This window comes from Pseudomonas sp. s4 (genome assembly GCF_046764235.1).
GTDB classification, from domain to species: domain Bacteria; phylum Pseudomonadota; class Gammaproteobacteria; order Pseudomonadales; family Pseudomonadaceae; genus Aquipseudomonas; species Aquipseudomonas asiatica.
On record NZ_CP177209.1, the window covers coordinates 6,172,556 to 6,189,098 of the forward strand.

Annotated in this window: 16 protein-coding genes and 1 pseudogene; 11 read left to right on the plus strand and 6 right to left on the minus strand. The window is 63.1% G+C overall.

Going from position 1 to position 16,543, the window contains the following annotated elements; genetic code table 11:
- The first annotated feature begins 2 nt into the window (after positions 1-2).
- From dut to argB, 3 genes and pseudogenes are all read left to right on the plus strand, one after another.
- Positions 3-458: a dUTP diphosphatase gene (gene dut, locus ACK56M_RS28580; RefSeq protein ID WP_015272329.1), complete on the plus strand. Its 456-nt coding sequence runs from the start codon at positions 3-5 to the stop codon at positions 456-458.
- Positions 459-602: 144 nt separating this feature from the next.
- A pseudogene (locus tag ACK56M_RS28585) lies at positions 603-1,970 on the plus strand (phosphomannomutase/phosphoglucomutase); the annotation flags it as partial.
- 30 nt (positions 1,971-2,000) lie between these two features.
- Entirely contained in the window at positions 2,001-2,906 is a 906-nt protein-coding gene (argB, locus tag ACK56M_RS28590) for an acetylglutamate kinase (protein WP_003258198.1), read from the plus strand.
- A gap of 180 nt (positions 2,907-3,086) precedes the next feature.
- On the opposite strand, the gene pyrE is transcribed toward argB, so the two are convergent.
- Positions 3,087-3,728 (minus strand): orotate phosphoribosyltransferase, encoded by a 642-nt coding sequence (gene pyrE, locus ACK56M_RS28595; RefSeq protein WP_003253405.1) that lies wholly within the window; start codon positions 3,726-3,728, stop codon positions 3,087-3,089.
- 80 nt (positions 3,729-3,808) lie between these two features.
- Between pyrE and ACK56M_RS28600 the strand changes: the two genes are divergently transcribed.
- Entirely contained in the window at positions 3,809-4,588 is a 780-nt protein-coding gene (locus tag ACK56M_RS28600) for an exodeoxyribonuclease III (RefSeq protein WP_003253401.1), read from the plus strand.
- A gap of 115 nt (positions 4,589-4,703) precedes the next feature.
- Here the strand turns inward: ACK56M_RS28600 and ACK56M_RS28605 are convergent, their stop codons facing one another.
- Positions 4,704-5,072 carry a DUF4870 domain-containing protein gene (locus ACK56M_RS28605; protein WP_003258195.1) on the minus strand — a complete coding sequence of 123 codons (369 nt, stop codon included), beginning with the start codon at positions 5,070-5,072 and terminating at the stop codon, positions 4,704-4,706.
- Positions 5,073-5,095: 23 nt separating this feature from the next.
- Positions 5,096-5,818 (minus strand): ribonuclease PH, encoded by a 723-nt coding sequence (gene rph, locus ACK56M_RS28610; RefSeq protein ID WP_013974792.1) that lies wholly within the window; start codon positions 5,816-5,818, stop codon positions 5,096-5,098.
- Between the two features lie 228 nt (positions 5,819-6,046).
- On the opposite strand from rph, the gene ACK56M_RS28615 reads away from it, so the two are divergent.
- Together ACK56M_RS28615 and gmk are read left to right on the plus strand one after the other, a co-directional pair.
- Positions 6,047-6,910: a YicC/YloC family endoribonuclease gene (locus ACK56M_RS28615; protein ID WP_189121453.1), complete on the plus strand. Its 864-nt coding sequence runs from the start codon at positions 6,047-6,049 to the stop codon at positions 6,908-6,910.
- 13 nt (positions 6,911-6,923) lie between these two features.
- The gene (gmk, locus tag ACK56M_RS28620; RefSeq protein WP_015272332.1) at positions 6,924-7,544 is read left to right on the plus strand and encodes a guanylate kinase; all 621 of its coding nucleotides are present in this window, start codon (positions 6,924-6,926) and stop codon (positions 7,542-7,544) included.
- Between the two features lie 124 nt (positions 7,545-7,668).
- Here the strand turns inward: gmk and ACK56M_RS28625 are convergent, their stop codons facing one another.
- From ACK56M_RS28625 to ACK56M_RS28635, 3 genes are all read right to left on the minus strand, one after another.
- Entirely contained in the window at positions 7,669-9,210 is a 1,542-nt protein-coding gene (locus ACK56M_RS28625) for an APC family permease (RefSeq protein ID WP_013974795.1), read from the minus strand.
- 113 nt (positions 9,211-9,323) lie between these two features.
- The gene (locus ACK56M_RS28630; RefSeq protein ID WP_015272333.1) at positions 9,324-10,097 is read right to left on the minus strand and encodes a gamma-glutamyl-gamma-aminobutyrate hydrolase family protein; all 774 of its coding nucleotides are present in this window, start codon (positions 10,095-10,097) and stop codon (positions 9,324-9,326) included.
- Positions 10,098-10,101: 4 nt separating this feature from the next.
- Positions 10,102-11,484, minus strand: a complete 1,383-nt coding sequence (locus ACK56M_RS28635) for a glutamine synthetase family protein (RefSeq protein ID WP_015272334.1) — start codon at positions 11,482-11,484, stop codon at positions 10,102-10,104.
- Between the two features lie 207 nt (positions 11,485-11,691).
- Here ACK56M_RS28635 and ACK56M_RS28640 point away from each other — a divergent pair, with 207 nt between their 5' ends.
- The 5 genes from ACK56M_RS28640 (at position 11,692) to ACK56M_RS28660 (ending at position 16,425) form a co-directional block, all read left to right on the plus strand.
- Positions 11,692-12,564, plus strand: coding sequence for a LysR family transcriptional regulator (locus ACK56M_RS28640; RefSeq protein WP_013974798.1), 873 nt, complete (start codon positions 11,692-11,694; stop codon positions 12,562-12,564).
- Between the two features lie 234 nt (positions 12,565-12,798).
- The gene (gene rpoZ, locus ACK56M_RS28645) at positions 12,799-13,062 is read left to right on the plus strand and encodes a DNA-directed RNA polymerase subunit omega (protein ID WP_003253383.1); all 264 of its coding nucleotides are present in this window, start codon (positions 12,799-12,801) and stop codon (positions 13,060-13,062) included.
- A gap of 59 nt (positions 13,063-13,121) precedes the next feature.
- Positions 13,122-15,230 (plus strand): bifunctional GTP diphosphokinase/guanosine-3',5'-bis pyrophosphate 3'-pyrophosphohydrolase, encoded by a 2,109-nt coding sequence (spoT, locus tag ACK56M_RS28650; protein ID WP_015272335.1) that lies wholly within the window; start codon positions 13,122-13,124, stop codon positions 15,228-15,230.
- A 23-nt stretch (positions 15,231-15,253) separates the two neighbouring features.
- Positions 15,254-15,634 carry a RidA family protein gene (locus ACK56M_RS28655; protein ID WP_009684531.1) on the plus strand — a complete coding sequence of 127 codons (381 nt, stop codon included), beginning with the start codon at positions 15,254-15,256 and terminating at the stop codon, positions 15,632-15,634.
- 59 nt (positions 15,635-15,693) lie between these two features.
- Positions 15,694-16,425 carry a hypothetical protein gene (locus ACK56M_RS28660; RefSeq protein ID WP_015272336.1) on the plus strand — a complete coding sequence of 244 codons (732 nt, stop codon included), beginning with the start codon at positions 15,694-15,696 and terminating at the stop codon, positions 16,423-16,425.
- The last annotated feature ends 118 nt before the right edge of the window (positions 16,426-16,543 follow it).

A 16,543-nucleotide genomic window follows, 5' to 3' on the forward strand; every position in this document is an offset into this window, starting at 1 on the left:
ACATGCACGCTCTTCAAGCCAAGATCCTCGACCCACGCCTGGGCACCGAATTCCCCCTGCCGCAGTACGCCACCCCCGGCTCCGCCGGCCTGGACCTGCGCGCCCTGCTCAAGGAAGACACCGTCCTCGAGCCAGGCCAGACCCTGCTGATCCCCACCGGCCTGTCGATCTACATCGGCGACCCTGGCCTGGCGGCGGTGATCTTGCCGCGCTCGGGCCTGGGCCATAAGCACGGCATCGTGCTGGGCAACCTGGTCGGGCTGATCGACTCGGACTACCAGGGCGAGTTGATGGTGTCGTGCTGGAACCGCGGCAACACACCGTTCACCATCGCCGTTGGCGAGCGCATTGCCCAGCTGGTGCTGGTACCGGTGGTACAGGCCCATTTCGACATCGTCGAAGCGTTCGATGAAAGCCAGCGCGGCGCTGGCGGCTTCGGCCATTCCGGCAGCCACTGAGCCGAGAAATGACCGTTCAGGCCAAGGATGGCGAACTCTCTGGCGAAACCACCGTCCAAGCGTTCAGTTTGCGCCTGCCCAGAAAGCCTTTGACTAATGGAGCTTCCAGAGATGAACGACATGGCCCACCTGGTCCCCGCCGCACTGCCAGACAGCATTTTCCGCGCGTATGACATTCGCGGCGTGGTCGGCAAAACCCTTCACGCCGAAACCGCCTACTGGATCGGCCGCGCCATCGGCGCGCAGAGCCTGGCCCAGGGCGAACCGCAGGTTTCGGTCGGCCGCGATGGCCGCCTGTCCGGCCCGATGCTGGTCGAACAGCTGATCAAGGGCCTGGTCGATGCCGGCTGCCAGGTCAGCGACGTCGGTCTGGTGCCCACCCCCGCCCTGTATTACGCAGCCAACGTGCTGGCCGGCAAGTCCGGCGTGATGCTGACCGGTAGCCACAACCCGTCTGACTACAACGGCTTCAAGATCGTCATCGCTGGCGATACCCTGGCCAACGAACAGATCCAGGCCCTGCTGACCCGATTGAAAACCAACGACCTGACCCTCGCCGAAGGCCGCGTGGAAAAGGTCGAGATCCTTGACCGCTACTTCCAGCAGATCGTCGAGGACGTGAAGCTGGCCAAGAAGCTCAAGGTGGTCGTGGACTGCGGCAACGGTGCCGCCGGCGTGGTCGCGCCGCAACTGATCGAAGCCCTGGGCTGCGAAGTGATCCCGCTGTTCTGCGAAGTCGACGGCAACTTCCCCAACCACCACCCGGACCCGGGCAAGCCGGAGAACCTCGAAGACCTGATCGCCAAGGTCAAGGAAACCGGTGCCGACATCGGCCTGGCCTTCGACGGTGACGGCGACCGCGTCGGCGTGGTGACCAACACCGGCAGCATCGTCTACCCCGATCGCCTGCTGATGCTGTTTGCCCAGGACGTACTGTCGCGCAACCCGGGTGCCGAGATCATTTTCGACGTGAAGTGCACCCGTCGCCTGACCCCGCTGATCGAGCAGCACGGCGGCCGCGCACTGATGTGGAAGACCGGCCACTCGCTGATCAAGAAGAAAATGAAGCAGACCGGCTCGCTGCTGGCCGGCGAGATGAGCGGTCACATCTTCATCAAGGAACGCTGGTACGGTTTCGACGACGGCATCTACAGCGCCGCGCGCCTGCTGGAGATCCTCAGCAAGGCCGGGAAGAGTGCCGAAAACCTGTTCGCCGCGTTCCCGAACGATATTTCCACGCCGGAAATCAATATTGATGTGACCGACGAGGGTAAATTCAGCATCATTGATGCACTGCAACGCGACGCCGACTGGGGCGAAGCCAACCTGACCACCATCGACGGTGTGCGGGTGGACTACGCCCACGGCTGGGGCCTGGTTCGCGCCTCCAACACCACCCCGGTGCTGGTGCTGCGCTTCGAGGCTGACAGCGACGCCGAATTGCAACGTATCAAGGATGTTTTCCGTACCCAGTTGCTGCGGGTTGAGCCTGAGCTGCAACTGCCGTTCTGACCGACTATCTGTTCCTTACAGGAGCCCTGCATGACCCTCGATCGCGATGCCGCTTCCCATGTAGCCGAGGTTTTGTCCGAAGCACTGCCTTACATCCGCCGCTTTGTCGGCAAGACCCTGGTGATCAAGTACGGCGGCAACGCGATGGAGAGCGAGGAGCTCAAGACCGGCTTCGCCCGTGACATCGTGCTGATGAAGGCTGTGGGCATCAACCCGGTGGTGGTCCACGGTGGTGGCCCGCAGATCGGCGACCTGCTCAAGCGCCTGTCGATCGAAAGCCACTTCATCGACGGCATGCGCGTCACCGACTCGGCGACCATGGACGTGGTGGAGATGGTGCTGGGTGGCCAGGTCAACAAGGACATCGTCAACCTGATCAACCGCCACGGCGGCAGCGCCATCGGCCTGACCGGCAAGGACGCGGAGCTGATCCGCGCCCGCAAGCTGACCGTCAGCCGCCAGACGCCCGAGATGACCACCCCGGAAATCATCGACATCGGCCACGTGGGCGAAGTGGTGAGTGTGAACACCGACCTGCTGAACATGCTGGTGAAGGGCGACTTCATCCCGGTGATCGCGCCGATCGGCGTGGGTGCCAACGGTGAGTCGTACAACATCAACGCCGACCTGGTGGCGGGCAAGGTAGCCGAGGCGCTGAAGGCCGAGAAGCTGATGCTGCTGACCAACATTGCCGGCCTGATGGACAAGCAGGGCGAGGTACTGACCGGCCTGACCACCGAGCAGGTCAATGAACTGATCGCCGACGGCACCATCTACGGCGGCATGCTGCCGAAGATCAAGTGCGCGCTGGATGCCGTGCAGGGCGGTGTGAATAGCTCCCACATCATCGACGGCCGCGTGCCGAATGCGGTGCTGCTGGAGATCTTCACCGACAGCGGCGTGGGTACCCTGATTACCAACCGCAAGCAGCGCTGATTGGTTGGTTAGCCTGCACTGGCCCTATCGCCGGCAAGCCAGCTCCCACAGAGATCCCACAAGATATGAAACCTGTGGGGTATTTGTGGGAGCGGGCATGCCCGCGAAGAGGCCGGAACAGGCGACACAAAAAAAGGCGACCTTCACAAGAAGGTCGCCTTTTTCATTTCCAGGCCCGAATCAGATACCGTACTGCGCCCGGTAAGCCTCGACCGCCGGCAGATGCTGCTTCAGCTGCGGGTCATCGGCCAGGAACTCCAGCACCTGGGTCAGCGAAACGATGCTGACCACCGGAATACCGAAGTCGCGTTCCACTTCCTGGATCGCCGACAGCTCGCCATTGCCACGCTCTTCGCGGTTCAGCGCGATCAGCACGCCAGCGGCCTTGGCCTGCTGGGCATTGATGATTTGCATGACCTCACGAATGGCGGTACCGGCGGTGATCACGTCGTCGATGATCAGCACGTCACCGGCCAGCGGTGCACCGACCAGGCTGCCACCCTCACCGTGGTCCTTGGCTTCCTTGCGGTTGAAGCACCATGGCACATCGAGCTGATGCTGATCGGCAAGGGCCACGGCAGTTGTCGCTGCAAGCGGGATACCCTTGTAGGCCGGGCCGAACAGCACATCGAACGGGATCTTGCTGTCGACGATGGCTGCGGCATAGCAACGGCCCAGTTCGGCCAGGGCGGAACCGGTGTTGAACAGGCCGGCATTGAAGAAATACGGGCTGGTACGCCCCGATTTCAGGGTGAATTCACCGAAACGCAGTACCCCGCGATCGATGGCAAAACGGATGAAGTCGCGCTGATACGGCTGCATGGATAGTCCCGGACACCACGGATTTAGCTAAATGGGTTGAGCTCGGGTATCATACACGCACGAGATTTTTGGGGCCATTTATGCGGATCATCAGTGTGAACGTAAATGGCATTCAGGCTGCGGCCGAGCGTGGTTTGCTCAGCTGGCTGCAAGCCCAGAATGCCGACGTCATCTGCCTTCAGGATACCCGCGCCTCGGCCTTTGAACTCGATGACCCAGCTTTCCAGCTCGATGGCTATTTCCTTTATGCCTGCGACGCGGAGGTGCCTGCCCAAGGTGGTGTGGCCCTGTATTCGCGCATGCAGCCCAAGGCAGTCATCACCGGCCTGGGCTTCGAGACAGCCGACCGCTACGGGCGTTACCTGCAAGCAGATTTCGACAAAGTCAGTATTGCCAGCCTGCTGCTGCCTTCGGGTATGAACGGCGACGAAGACTTGAACCAGAAGTTCAAGTTGATGGACGACTTCGCCAAGTACCTGGACAAACAGCGTCGCAAGCGTCGCGAATACATCTACTGCGGCTCGTTCTACGTGGCGCAGCAGAAGCTCGATATCAAGAACTGGCGTGACAGCCAGCAGTCGCCGGGTTTCCTGGCGCCGGAGCGTGCCTGGATGGATGCGATCACCGGCGAGATGGGTTACGTCGACGCCCTGCGCGAAGTCAGCCGTGAAGGCGACCAGTACAGCTGGTGGCCGGACAACGAGCAGGCCGAGATGCTCAACCTGGGCTACCGGTTCGACTACCAGATCCTCACCCCGGGCCTGCGCCGCTTCGTGCGCAATGCCCGCCTGCCGCGTCAGCCGCGCTTCTCCCAGCATGCGCCGCTGATCGTCGACTATGACTGGACGTTGACCATCTGAAGGCATGGGGCCGCTTTGCGGCCCTATCGCGACACAAGGCCGCTCCTACAGGGGAATGCACATCCCTTGTAGGAGCGGCCTTGTGTCGCGATAGGGCTGCAAAGCAGCCCCAGCTTTATTTGATCGGCCGCCAGATCATCGGGTAGCGATACGGCTTGCCCTCATTCGCCCGCACAGCCGCAATGATGATCAGGATCATCACCGCGACCATCAGCATGGCGAACAGCACCAGCCCGATGAACACGAACATCAGCAGGAAGCAGATGAACCCGGCAATGGTCACGCTGATCTGAAAATTCAGCGCCTCTTTGCCCTGGGCGTCGATGAAAGGGTCTTGCTCGCGCTTGAGGTGCCAAAGCACCAGCGGGCCCAGCAAGTGCCCGAGCGGCACCACCAGGCCCAGCAGCGCGGAGAGGTGGCAGAACATCGCCCACTGCCGGATTTCGGCATTGGGCGGGGTGATCGACAGGTTCGATTCGCTCATGCCCCGCACCTCCCTGGCTGGGTTCAGTCGGCCAGTGCCGCCTGCTGCAGTTCGAAGATCTCGCTCATGCCCTTCTGCGCCAGGGCGAGCATGGCGTTGAAGTCTTCAGGCTGGAACGGCGCACCTTCAGCAGTACCCTGCACTTCGATGAAACCACCGGCGCTGGTCATGACCACGTTCAGGTCGGTTTCGGCGGCGGAGTCTTCCAGGTAGTCCAGGTCGAGCACCGCTTCGCCCTGATACATGCCCACCGACACTGCGGCGATCATGTGCTTGAGCGGGTTGCCGGCTTTCAGGCCACCGCGCTTCTTGATCACCGCCAGGGCATCGCACAGAGCGACCATTGCACCGGTGATGGACGCGGTACGGGTGCCACCATCGGCCTGGATCACGTCGCAGTCGACGTACAGGGTGATATCACCGAGCTTGCTCATGTCCAGCGCGGCGCGCAGCGAACGGCCGATCAGACGCTGGATTTCCAGGGTGCGGCCACCCTGCTTGCCACGGCTGGCTTCACGCTGGTTACGCTCGCCGGTGGAGCGCGGCAGCATGCCGTACTCGGCAGTCAGCCAGCCTTGGCCCTGGCCTTTGAGAAAGCGCGGCACACCGTTTTCCACGCTGACCGTGCAGATGACCTTGGTGTCACCGAACTCGACCAGTACCGACCCTTCGGCGTGCTTGGTGTAGTTGCGGGTAATGCGGATCGAGCGGAGCTGATCGGCGGCGCGACCACTTGGACGTTTCATCTGGGATACCTGTACTGGGACTTTGAATCTGCCGAGCATTATAGAGCCCATGGCCCGGGGAAGACATGCCTATTGTCGCGCCCGGCACAGCCCGTCGCCTTTTCCTACCGGCCAGGCCACCCGTCGGTAACATGGGTGGATTGGGCGCCAAGGCCCCACTGCGCTACAATCCTGCGCCTTGCAGCCGAGAGGCTCCCACCGTTCATTCATATACGCGAGGTACTCCCCATGGTGCACAGCATGACCGCTTTTGCTCGTGTCGAGCGCGCCGGCAGCCAAGGCACCCTGGTCTGGGAGCTGCGTTCGGTCAACCACCGTTACCTGGAGCCGCACCTGCGCCTGCCCGAGGCCCTGCGCGACCTCGAAGGCGCCGTGCGTGAAGGGCTGCGCCAAGGCCTGTCGCGGGGCAAGGTAGAATGCACCTTGCGCCTCAACGAAGACAGCAACGGCAAACCGCTGAAGGTGGACCGCGAGCGCGCCGCGCAGCTGGTTGCCGCCGCCGAGGAAGTGGCCGGCCTGATCAAGCAGCCGGCACCACTGAACCCGCTGGAGGTGCTGTCCTGGCCAGGCGTGTTGGTGGCCGACGCCAACGATCCGCAGGCACTGAATACCGAAGCCATGGCGTTGTTCGATGAGGCGCTGGCCGAGCTCAAGGGCGGGCGTCAGCGTGAAGGCCAGGAACTGGCCCGGCTGATCAACGAACGCCTGGACAACATGGCCAGCGAAGTCACCACCCTGCGCGCCCTGGTGCCGCAGATGCTGGCAGCACAGCGGCAGAAGATCCTCGACCGCTTCGGCGATATGCAGGCCGAACTCGACCCGCAACGTCTGGAGCAGGAGATGGTGCTACTGGCCCAGAAGAGCGACGTGGCCGAGGAACTTGACCGCCTCAGCACCCACGTCACCGAAGTACGCCGGGTGCTCAAGGGTGGCGGTGCCGCCGGCCGGCGCCTGGACTTCCTGATGCAGGAACTCAACCGCGAGGCCAATACCCTCGGCTCCAAGGCCTTCGACCCACGCAGCACGCAAGCGGCGGTCAACCTGAAGGTATTGATCGAACAGATGCGTGAACAAGTACAGAACATCGAGTAAGGCCACCCCGACCATGAAGCAAAGCAGCGGCACTCTCTACATCGTTTCGGCCCCTTCGGGCGCCGGCAAGACCAGCCTGGTCACTGCCCTGACCCAGGACGACTCGCAAATCCGCGTCTCGGTCTCGCACACTACCCGGGCCATGCGCCCGGGTGAGCAGCACGGGGTGAACTACCACTTCGTCGTCCACGAGGAATTCAAGGCTCTGATCGACCAAGGCGACTTCCTGGAGCATGCCGAGGTGTTCGGCAACTTCTACGGCACCTCGCGCAGCGCCATGCAGCAGACCCTGAACCAGGGTTACGACCTGATCCTGGAAATCGACTGGCAAGGCGCCCAGCAGGTACGCAAGCTGATGCCGCAGGCTTTGTCGGTGTTCATCCTGCCACCAAGCCAGCAGGCACTGCGCGAGCGCCTGGACGGCCGCGGGCAGGACAGCGAAGAAATCATCGCCGGGCGCATGAAGGAAGCGGTCAGCGAGATGGTGCACTACGACGAGTATGACTACGTGATCATCAACGATGACTTCGACGAGGCGCTGGAAGACTTGAAGGCAGTGTTCCGCTCGAACCGCCTGCTGCTGAACAAGCAGCAACAGCGCAACAGCGGGCTTCTGAAAGAACTGCTCTCCTGAAAGACCGCATGGGGCTGCTTTGCAGCCCATTCGCAGCACAAGGCTGCTCCTACAATGGCGCAATGTACGCCATCGATGTAGGAGCAGCCTTGTGCTGCGAATGGGGCGCGAAGCGCCCCCAGCCTTATTCCTGCAATGGCAAGGTAGCCTGCTGACGCAGGGTAGCCCCCAGGAAGTACGCCGGCGCGCGCAGCCGCGACAGCATCATCAGCACGATCCCCAGCACCGAGATGATCGCGGCGATCACGAACACCAGCCCCAGCCCGCCCACATGCGAGCCGCTGCCGAAGTCCGGCGAGGCGCTGTCGATGGCTGTACGCACGAAGATAACCGACAAGATCACCCCACCCACCAGCGGGCACAAGCCGCGCATGAGGAAGTGGCGCAGGCTGTCGAACAGGCTGTGGCGGAAGTACCAGACACAGGCAAAGGCCGTCAGCGAATAGTAGAAGCAGATCATCATGCCCAGTGCAGTGATGGTATCTGCCAACACGTTCTCGCTCAGGGTGCGCATGGTCACGTAGAACAGACCCGCGGCCACGCCGGCGCAGATGGTGGCGTAACGCGGGGTCTGCGAACGAGGGCAGACGCTGGCGAACTTCTGCGGCACCGCACCGTAGTAACCCATGGCCAACAGTGTGCGCGCCGGCGACACGAAGGTCGACTGCAGCGACGCCGCGGTGCTGGCCAGCACCGCGATGGACATCAGGATCGCCAGCGGCCCCATGACCGGGCCGGCCAGGTGAGCGAAGACGTTTTCCTGGATGCGCGGGTTGTTAAGGCCCAGGCCTTGTTCGCTGATACCGGCAAACTGCAGGGTGGCAATCGCGGTGAACAGGTACAGGCCGAGGATCAGCAGCACGGTCCAGGTGGCCGCCTTGCCCGGCACCTCGTCACTGCCGACCGATTCCTCGCTGACAGTCAGGCACACGTCCCAGCCCCAGAAGATGAAGATCGACAGCGACAGCCCGGCGGCAAAGGCCGAGAAAGATTCGACGCCGAACGGGTTGAACCAGGCGAAATCGAATTCCAGCGGTGGCGGCGCCGTGGTTTCGCCGAAAGCGGCAAAGGCAAAGCCGATCAGCACCAGCAACTGCAGGGCCACCAGGCCGTATTGCACCGTCATGGTGGTGGTCATGCCGCGGCAGCAGATCCACACCGCCAGGGCGATGAACACGCAACAGGTGGTTATGTTGATGAGCAGGTTGTCGGCCAATGCCGCCAGTTCATGCTTGCCGGTGATCTGACCAAGGAACAGGTAGAAGAAGTCGACCGCCACCCCTGCCAGGTTCGACAACACGATGGTGGTGGCGACCACCAGACCCCAGCCACCGATCCAGCCGATCATCGGACCGAAGGCACGCGCCGACCAGGTAAACGAAGTACCGCTGTCCGGCTCCGCCGAGTTCAGTTCGCGATAGCCCAAGGCTACCAACAGCATCGGCAGGAAGCCGACGATGAATACCGCTGGCAGGTGCGCGCCCACTTCACGCACGGTCGGGCCAAGGGCGCCGGTCAGGGTGTAGACCGGGGCGATGGTGGAAATGCCCAGCACCACGCTGGCCAGCAAGCCCAGCCGGCCGGTGGCCAGCCCCTTGCTGCGCTGGGTGTTGCCCGCGTCGGCCGCCACATCGGGTGGGCGGCCGGCTTCTGTGTAATTGCTCATGAGTATTTGCCGTAAATTTTGGAATTGTTTTCACAGGCCTTGCGTACAAGGCCCGCTTTCACTCATTGAAAGCTTGCTGCCGGGAACAAGTCATCCGAGACCTTCGGGTGACGTCAGAGTGCCTCCTGCCGTGCGCCCTCCCGTGTTGCATAGGCAAAACAGGCCTCGCGAAACGCCTGGAACAGGCGCAACGAGACCGGGTTTTCGGTAAATCGCCACTCCGGGTGCCATTGCACGCCGAGCACAAAGCCCGGCGCGGCAGGCATGGACACCGCTTCGATCAGGCCATCCGGGGCCCGTGCCTCGACGCGCAGGCCCGGGGCCAGGCGGTCGATGCCCTGGCTGTGCAGCGAGTTGACCTCGAACTGCGCCGCCAGGCCCAGGCGCTCGAACAACCCGCCAGGCTCGATACCGACAAGGTGACGAGGGCCGTATTGCACCTCCAGAGGTGCGTCCTCTGGTTCACGGTGGTCCAGGTAGCCGGGCAGTTCCTGCACGCGCTGGTGCAGGCTGCCGCCCAGGGCCACGTTCAATTCCTGGTAGCCACGGCAAATACAGAACACCGGCACACCGGCGGCAATGGCCGCCTGCAACAGCGGCAGGGTCAGGCGATCGCGTGCCAGATCGTGCCGGGTACCTGCCGCGCTGGGGGCGCCATTGTAATGATGCGGTTCGATATTTGAAGGTGAGCCGGTAAAAACAATGCCATGCAGACGGGCCAGCAGCGCCTGCGTGTCGCTGCCCCCGTCACGGGCCGGCAAGATCAATGGCAAGCCGGCAAAGCCGGCCGCCTCGACATACTTGTCGCCTACCGTATGCGACGAGTTCTTCCCCACCTGCTGGCGGCAGGCGCTGACACCGATCAAGGGGACCGCATTTGCGCTCATGGGTTTACACCGTGTGCAGGTACCAGTTGTACTCGAGATCGGAAATCGACACTTCGAACTCGGCCAGTTCGCTTTCCTTGCAGGCCACGAAGATATCGATGTAATCCGGGCTGATGTATTGGTTGAGGACTTCGCTGTCGTCCAGTGCGCGCAGGGCATCGCGCAGGTTGTTTGGCAGGCTCTGCTCCAACTGTTCGTAGGAATTGCCTTCGATCGGCGCCTGCGGCTCGACCTGGTTGGTCAGGCCGTGGTGAACACCGGCGAGGATCGCCGCGAGCATCAGGTAGGGGTTGGCGTCGGCACCGGCCACGCGGTGCTCGAGGCGCACGTTATCGCTGCTGTCGGTGGGCACGCGCACGGCCACGGTGCGGTTGTCCAGGCCCCAGCTTGGCGCATTGGGCACGTAGAACTGCGCGCCGAAGCGGCGGTAGGAGTTGATGTTCGGGCAGAGGAAGGCCATCGACGCCGGCATGGTCTCCAGCACACCACCGATGGCATGGCGCAGCGCGTCGCTTTGCAGCGGGTCGTCACTGGCGAAGATGTTCTTGCCGGTTTTCTTGTCCAGCAACGAAATGTGCACGTGCAGGCCATTGCCTGCCTGGCCCGGGTAGGGCTTGGCCATGAAGGTGGTATCCATCTCATGGTCGTAGGCAACGTTCTTGATCAGGCGCTTGAGCAGGATCGCGTAGTCGCAGGCCTTCAGTGGGTCGGCCACATGGTGCAGGTTGACCTCGAACTGTGCCGGGGCGCTTTCCTTGACGATGGCGTCGGCGGGCAGGCCTTGCTCCTTGGCCGCTTCGAGCATGTCCTGCAGGCAGTCGGCATATTCATCGAGGTCGTCGATCAGGTACACCTGGGTCGACTGCGGGCGTTTGCCGGAAATCGGCGAGCGCGGCGGCTGCGGGCGACCGTTGAGGTTGTCCTGGTCGATCAGGTAGAACTCCAGCTCGAACGCGGCGCAGATATCCAGGCCCAGGTCATCGAACTTGCTCACCACCTGGCGCAGTACTTCGCGCGGGTCGGCGAAGAACGGCTGGCCATCCAGTTCGTGCATGGTCATCAGCAGCTGGGCGGTGGGGCGCTTCTGCCACGGCTCGTCCGACAGCGTGCCGGGGATCGGGAAGCAGATGCGGTCGGCATCGCCGATGTCCAGGCCAAGGCCGGTGCTCTCGACGGTGGACCCGTTGATGTCCAGGGCGAACAGCGATGCTGGCAGGTTGATGCCCTTCTCGTACACCTTGTGCAGGCTGGCCCGCTCGATGCGCTTGCCACGTACCACGCCGTTCATGTCGGAGATCAACAGGTCGACGTACTGCGTGTCCGGATGGGCCTGGAGGAAGTCATTCATCTCGCTGGAAGAACTGGCGCACGGGGTTACCGACGTCATGGCTGTACATCCTTTGATTTGCTGCGGCGATGTGGGGGATACGGCTGGCGCCTCACGGGCGACGATGGTTGCAGCTGTTGTTCTTTTCACTTTCCCATCGTGGGGATTGGTTACCCGACCGGGCGCATTGATTCCCGGGGGCCGTTTCACTATAAAATGGCCAAAACGCAACAGACATTGGCAATTCGGCAAGCAGAGCGTGCACCAATGCAATATCAGATTACCCATGCCGACCTCTCCCTGGTCCTGGCCCTGGAACGTGGCCGCTCGCTGGCCAAGGCTGCCGAGTTGCTCAAGGTCGATGTTTCGACGGTGTTCCGCTCGATCCGCCGGCTGGAGTCGGCGCTGGGCACCGCCTTGTTCGTCAAGAGCCGCAAAGGCTACCTGCCGACCGACACCGCCCAGGCCCTGGCCGAGCAGGCCGAGCGCGCCGAGCAGGCGCTGGAGGCGGCGCGCATCGCCATGACCAGTGGCGAGCAGGTGGTCAGCGGCACCGTGCGCCTGACCTGTACCGAGGCGGTGATGCACAGCCTGCTGCTACCGGCGCTGGCCGAGTTCATGCCCAACTACCCGGCCTTGTCGCTGGAGATGGGCACCTCCAACACCTTCGCCAACCTCAGCCGGCGCGATGCCGACATTGCCCTGCGCCTGACCAACACGCCGCCGGAGCACCTGGTGGGCCGCAACCTGGGGTCCACCTCCTACGTGGTCTGCGGCCAGCCGCAGTGGCGCGAGCGCCTGGCCGAGTCACCTGCCAGCGTGCCGTGGATCGCCCCCGACGACTCGATGCAGGACCACCCCACGGTGGTCTGGCGCAACCAGCAGCACCCGGGGTTGAGCCCGCGCTACCAGTGCAGCGGCATGTCGACCATCGCTCAACTGGTCACGGCCGGGCTCGGCGTGGCAGCGCTGCCGGACTACATGGTGCATGCTCTGCCCGGGGTGGATGCGCTGAGCGGGCCGCTGCCGGGTTGCGACACCCAGCTGTGGCTGCTGACCCGGCCGGACTGCCGGGCGTTGCGCTCGGTGCAGACCCTGTTCGAGGAGCTGACCCCGCGGTTGCGTGACGCGATGCTCTGAGGTTATCGTCAGGTTCAAGCGATAGGGTGTCTGTTCCGGCCCTTTCGCGGCTGAAGCCGCTCCCACAGGGTGCGGTGATGAACCTGAGGACAATGCGGTGAAGGCAACACAGGGCTTGAAGGTAACCACCCGACAAAACAGCGCTTCCCTATTGGCTGGTGATTTTTTAAACTATCGAGTCCGCCTGCCCATTATCGGGCTGCACGCCCACCGCAATTGCTACTGAGGAAGACCATGGCCCGCGTAACTGTTGAAGACTGCCTGGAACACGTGGATAACCGCTTTGAGCTGGTCATGCTCTCGACCAAGCGCGCTCGCCAGCTGGCGACCGGCGGCAAAGAGCCACGCGTTGCGTGGGAAAACGACAAGCCGACCGTTGTTGCCCTGCGTGAAATCGCCGAAGGCATCGTCACCAACGAGTTCATCGCCGCTGAAGAGATCGTCACCGAGGATCCGGTGTTCGCCGCGTTCGAGGACGAGAACAACGAGGCTGTCTGATTGATGCCAGGTCGACGTCGCACGGCGCAAGGCCCCCTTCCTCGGCAGGAGGTGAACCCATGCCGGGTATAGAAGCCTTGGCCGAACGGCTGTCGACCTACCTTGGCCCCGAACAGGTCAACCTGGTCCGGCGCGCCTATTTCTACGCCGAACAGGCCCACGATGGGCAGCGCCGCCGCAGTGGCGAGCCCTACGTAACCCACCCGCTGGCCGTGGCCAGCATCCTTGCCGACATGCACATGGACCATCAGAGCCTGATGGCGGCCATGCTGCACGACGTGATCGAAGATACCGGCATCGCCAAGGAAGCCCTCAGCCAGCAGTTTGGCGAGACCGTGGCCGAACTGGTCGATGGGGTCAGCAAGCTGACCCAGATGAACTTCGAGACCAAAGCCGAGGCGCAAGCCGAAAACTTCCAGAAGATGGCCATGGCCATGGCCCGCGATATCCGCGTGATCCTGGTCAAGCTGGCCGACCGCCTGCACAACATGCGCACCCTGGAAGTGCTGTCCGGCGAAAAACGCCGGCGCATCGCCAAGGAAACCCTCGAGATCTACGCCCCCATTGCCAACCGCCTGGGCATGCACACCGTGCGCGTTGAGTTCGAGGACCTCGGCTTCAAGGCCATGCACCCGATGCGTTCGTCGCTGATCCACCGTGCGGTGAAAAGCGCACGCGGCAACCGCAAGGAGATCGTCGCCAAGATCGAGCATTCGCTGGCCAACTGCCTGGCCGCCGACGGCATCGAGGGCGAGATCAGCGGCCGGCAGAAACACCTCTATGGCATCTACAAGAAGATGCGCGGCAAGCGCCGCGCCTTCAACGAGATCATGGACGTGTACGCCTTCCGCATCGTCGTGGACAAGGTCGATACCTGCTACCGCGTACTCGGTGCGGTGCACAACCTCTACAAGCCGCTGCCCGGTCGCTTCAAGGATTACATCGCGATCCCCAAGGCCAACGGCTACCAGTCGTTGCACACCACGCTGTTCGGCATGCACGGCGTGCCCATCGAAATCCAGATCCGCACCCGCGAGATGGAAGAGATGGCCAACAACGGCATCGCCGCACACTGGCTGTACAAGTCCAACGACGACGAGCAACCCAAGGGCAGCCACGCCCGCGCCCGCCAGTGGGTCAAGGGCATCCTCGAGCTGCAGCAACGTGCCGGCAACTCGCTGGAATTCATCGAAAGCGTGAAGATCGACCTGTTCCCGGACGAGGTCTACGTGTTCACGCCCAAAGGCCGCATCATGGAGCTGCCCAAAGGCTCCACGGCGGTCGACTTCGCCTACGCGGTGCACACCGACGTCGGCAACAGCTGCATCGCCTGCCGCATCAACCGCCGCCTGGCGCCGCTGTCCGAACCGCTGCAAAGCGGCTCGACAGTGGAAATCGTCAGCGCCCCGGGCGCGCGGCCGAACCCGGCCTGGCTCAACTTCGTGGTTACCGGCAAGGCGCGCACGCACATCCGCCACGCGCTCAAGCAGCAGCGTCGCTCCGAGTCCATCAGCCTGGGCGAACGCCTGCTGAACAAGGTGCTCACCGGCTTCGACAGCAGCCTGGAAATGATCCCCCAGGAGCGTATCCAGGCCATTCTCGCCGAGTACCGCCTGGAGCTGATCGAAGACCTGCTCGAAGACATCGGCCTGGGCAACCGCATGGCCTACGTGGTCGCGCGCCGCCTGCTGTCGGCCGAAGGCGAGCAGCTGCCGGCACCGGAAGGCCCGCTGGCGATTCGTGGTACCGAAGGGCTGGTGCTGAGCTACGCCAAGTGCTGCACGCCGATCCCGGGCGACCCGATCGTCGGCCACCTGTCAGCCGGCAAGGGCATGGTCGTGCACCTGGAAAACTGCCGCAACATCAGTGAAATCCGCCACAACCCGGAAAAGTGCGTACAACTCTCCTGGGCCAAGGACATCACCGGTGAGTTCAATGTCGAGTTGCGTGTCGAACTGGAACACCAGCGCGGCCTGATTGCCCTTCTGGCCAGCAGTGTCAACGCCGCCGACGGCAACATCGAGAAGATCAGCATGGACGAACGCGACGGCCGTATCAGCGTGGTCCAACTGGTGGTCAGCGTGCACGACCGCGTGCACCTGGCGCGTGTGATCAAGAAGCTGCGTACCCTGACCGGTGTGGTCCGCATCACCCGCATGCGTACGTAGTCCGCCAACCGCAAGGAGTCATCATGAGCAAGACCGTCATCAACAGCGACAAGGCCCCTGCCGCCATCGGCACCTACTCGCAGGCGATCAAGGCCGGCAACACCGTGTACATGTCGGGCCAGATCCCGCTGGACCCGAAGACCATGGAACTGGTCGAAGGCTTCGAAGCCCAGACCGTACAGGTGTTCGAGAACCTCAAGGCCGTGGCTGAAGCCGCTGGCGGTTCGTTCAAGGACATCGTCAAGCTGAACATCTTCCTCACCGACCTGAGCCACTTCGCCAAGGTCAACGAGGTGATGGGCCGCTACTTCGAGCAGCCTTACCCGGCCCGCGCCGCCATCGGCGTTGCCGCGCTGCCGAAAGGCGCCCAGGTCGAAATGGACGCCATTCTGGTCATCGAATGATGCCCTCGGTGACGGGCACCCCGCCCGTCACCTTCCCTCCTTTGCAAGGTTATCCCCTCATGCGCCAAGCACTGCCCCTCGCGCTGGCAGCCCTGCTTATGGGCGGCTGCGCCAGCCACAAACCCGAAGATTTCAACGGCACCTGGATCAATCAGGACGCCATCAATGCGGCCGTCAAGGGCGGCAGCCTGCGTCAGGCGCTCAATGAGCACGGGCCGGTATTCGAGTGGAAGCTCGACGTAGCCAGCCAACAGGCCAGCTACAGCAATGGTTTCGAAGCGGCCGACGGCCAGCTGAGCGCCACCGACAAGCAATGGCAGGCCAGCTTCCAAGGTGGCCAGACCGAACAGCTGTCGCTCGATGGCGACGAACTGCAGGCGGTCGATCAACGCGGCGGCAAGCAGACCTTCGTTCGCGCCAAAGCACCAGCGGCGACCAATGCGCCACTGGGCAGCACCTTCGAGAAAGCCCTGTACCAGGCCTATCTGGGCGGCAACTGGAAGATCGTCGAAGGCCAGGGCAAAGGTGCCAGCGTGCGCTTCGGCGACACCGGCAACGTCACCGGCCTGCCAGGGCCAGACCGTTTCGCCCTGTGCCTGGCGGGTGACTGCGCGACCATGGGTGGCAGCAATGACAGCCTGTGGCTGGAGCGCAACCAGCGTGGCGCGCCGTTCATCCTCAAGCGCGATGGCGACAAGCTGGAGATCTTCCAGGCGGTGAACCGCGCGCAGCCGGATGAAATGCCAGTGTTGGCGGCCGGCAAGCGCCAGTGGGTGCTGGAACTGGACTGAAAACCTGCGCGGTCCCTGTAGGAGCGGCCTTGTGTCGCGATGGGGCGCGCAGCGGCCCCAGGATTTCAGCGTCGCCGCATAGAATGCCGGGGCTGCTTCGCAGCCCTATCGCGGCACA

Excerpts from the sequence above, each read along its gene's own strand:
- dut (WP_015272329.1), top strand. The coding sequence starts at position 3 with ATGCACGCTCTTCAAGCCAAGATCCTCGACCCACGCCTGGGCACCGAA.
- argB (WP_003258198.1), top strand. The coding sequence starts at position 2,001 with ATGACCCTCGATCGCGATGCCGCTTCCCATGTAGCCGAGGTTTTGTCC.
- pyrE (WP_003253405.1), bottom strand. The coding sequence starts at position 3,728 with ATGCAGCCGTATCAGCGCGACTTCATCCGTTTTGCCATCGATCGCGGG.
- ACK56M_RS28600 (WP_003253401.1), top strand. The coding sequence starts at position 3,809 with ATGCGGATCATCAGTGTGAACGTAAATGGCATTCAGGCTGCGGCCGAG.
- ACK56M_RS28605 (WP_003258195.1), bottom strand. The coding sequence starts at position 5,072 with ATGAGCGAATCGAACCTGTCGATCACCCCGCCCAATGCCGAAATCCGG.
- rph (WP_013974792.1), bottom strand. The coding sequence starts at position 5,818 with ATGAAACGTCCAAGTGGTCGCGCCGCCGATCAGCTCCGCTCGATCCGC.
- ACK56M_RS28615 (WP_189121453.1), top strand. The coding sequence starts at position 6,047 with ATGGTGCACAGCATGACCGCTTTTGCTCGTGTCGAGCGCGCCGGCAGC.
- gmk (WP_015272332.1), top strand. The coding sequence starts at position 6,924 with ATGAAGCAAAGCAGCGGCACTCTCTACATCGTTTCGGCCCCTTCGGGC.
- ACK56M_RS28625 (WP_013974795.1), bottom strand. The coding sequence starts at position 9,210 with ATGAGCAATTACACAGAAGCCGGCCGCCCACCCGATGTGGCGGCCGAC.
- ACK56M_RS28630 (WP_015272333.1), bottom strand. The coding sequence starts at position 10,097 with ATGAGCGCAAATGCGGTCCCCTTGATCGGTGTCAGCGCCTGCCGCCAG.
- ACK56M_RS28635 (WP_015272334.1), bottom strand. The coding sequence starts at position 11,484 with ATGACGTCGGTAACCCCGTGCGCCAGTTCTTCCAGCGAGATGAATGAC.
- ACK56M_RS28640 (WP_013974798.1), top strand. The coding sequence starts at position 11,692 with ATGCAATATCAGATTACCCATGCCGACCTCTCCCTGGTCCTGGCCCTG.
- rpoZ (WP_003253383.1), top strand. The coding sequence starts at position 12,799 with ATGGCCCGCGTAACTGTTGAAGACTGCCTGGAACACGTGGATAACCGC.
- spoT (WP_015272335.1), top strand. The coding sequence starts at position 13,122 with ATGCCGGGTATAGAAGCCTTGGCCGAACGGCTGTCGACCTACCTTGGC.
- ACK56M_RS28655 (WP_009684531.1), top strand. The coding sequence starts at position 15,254 with ATGAGCAAGACCGTCATCAACAGCGACAAGGCCCCTGCCGCCATCGGC.
- ACK56M_RS28660 (WP_015272336.1), top strand. The coding sequence starts at position 15,694 with ATGCGCCAAGCACTGCCCCTCGCGCTGGCAGCCCTGCTTATGGGCGGC.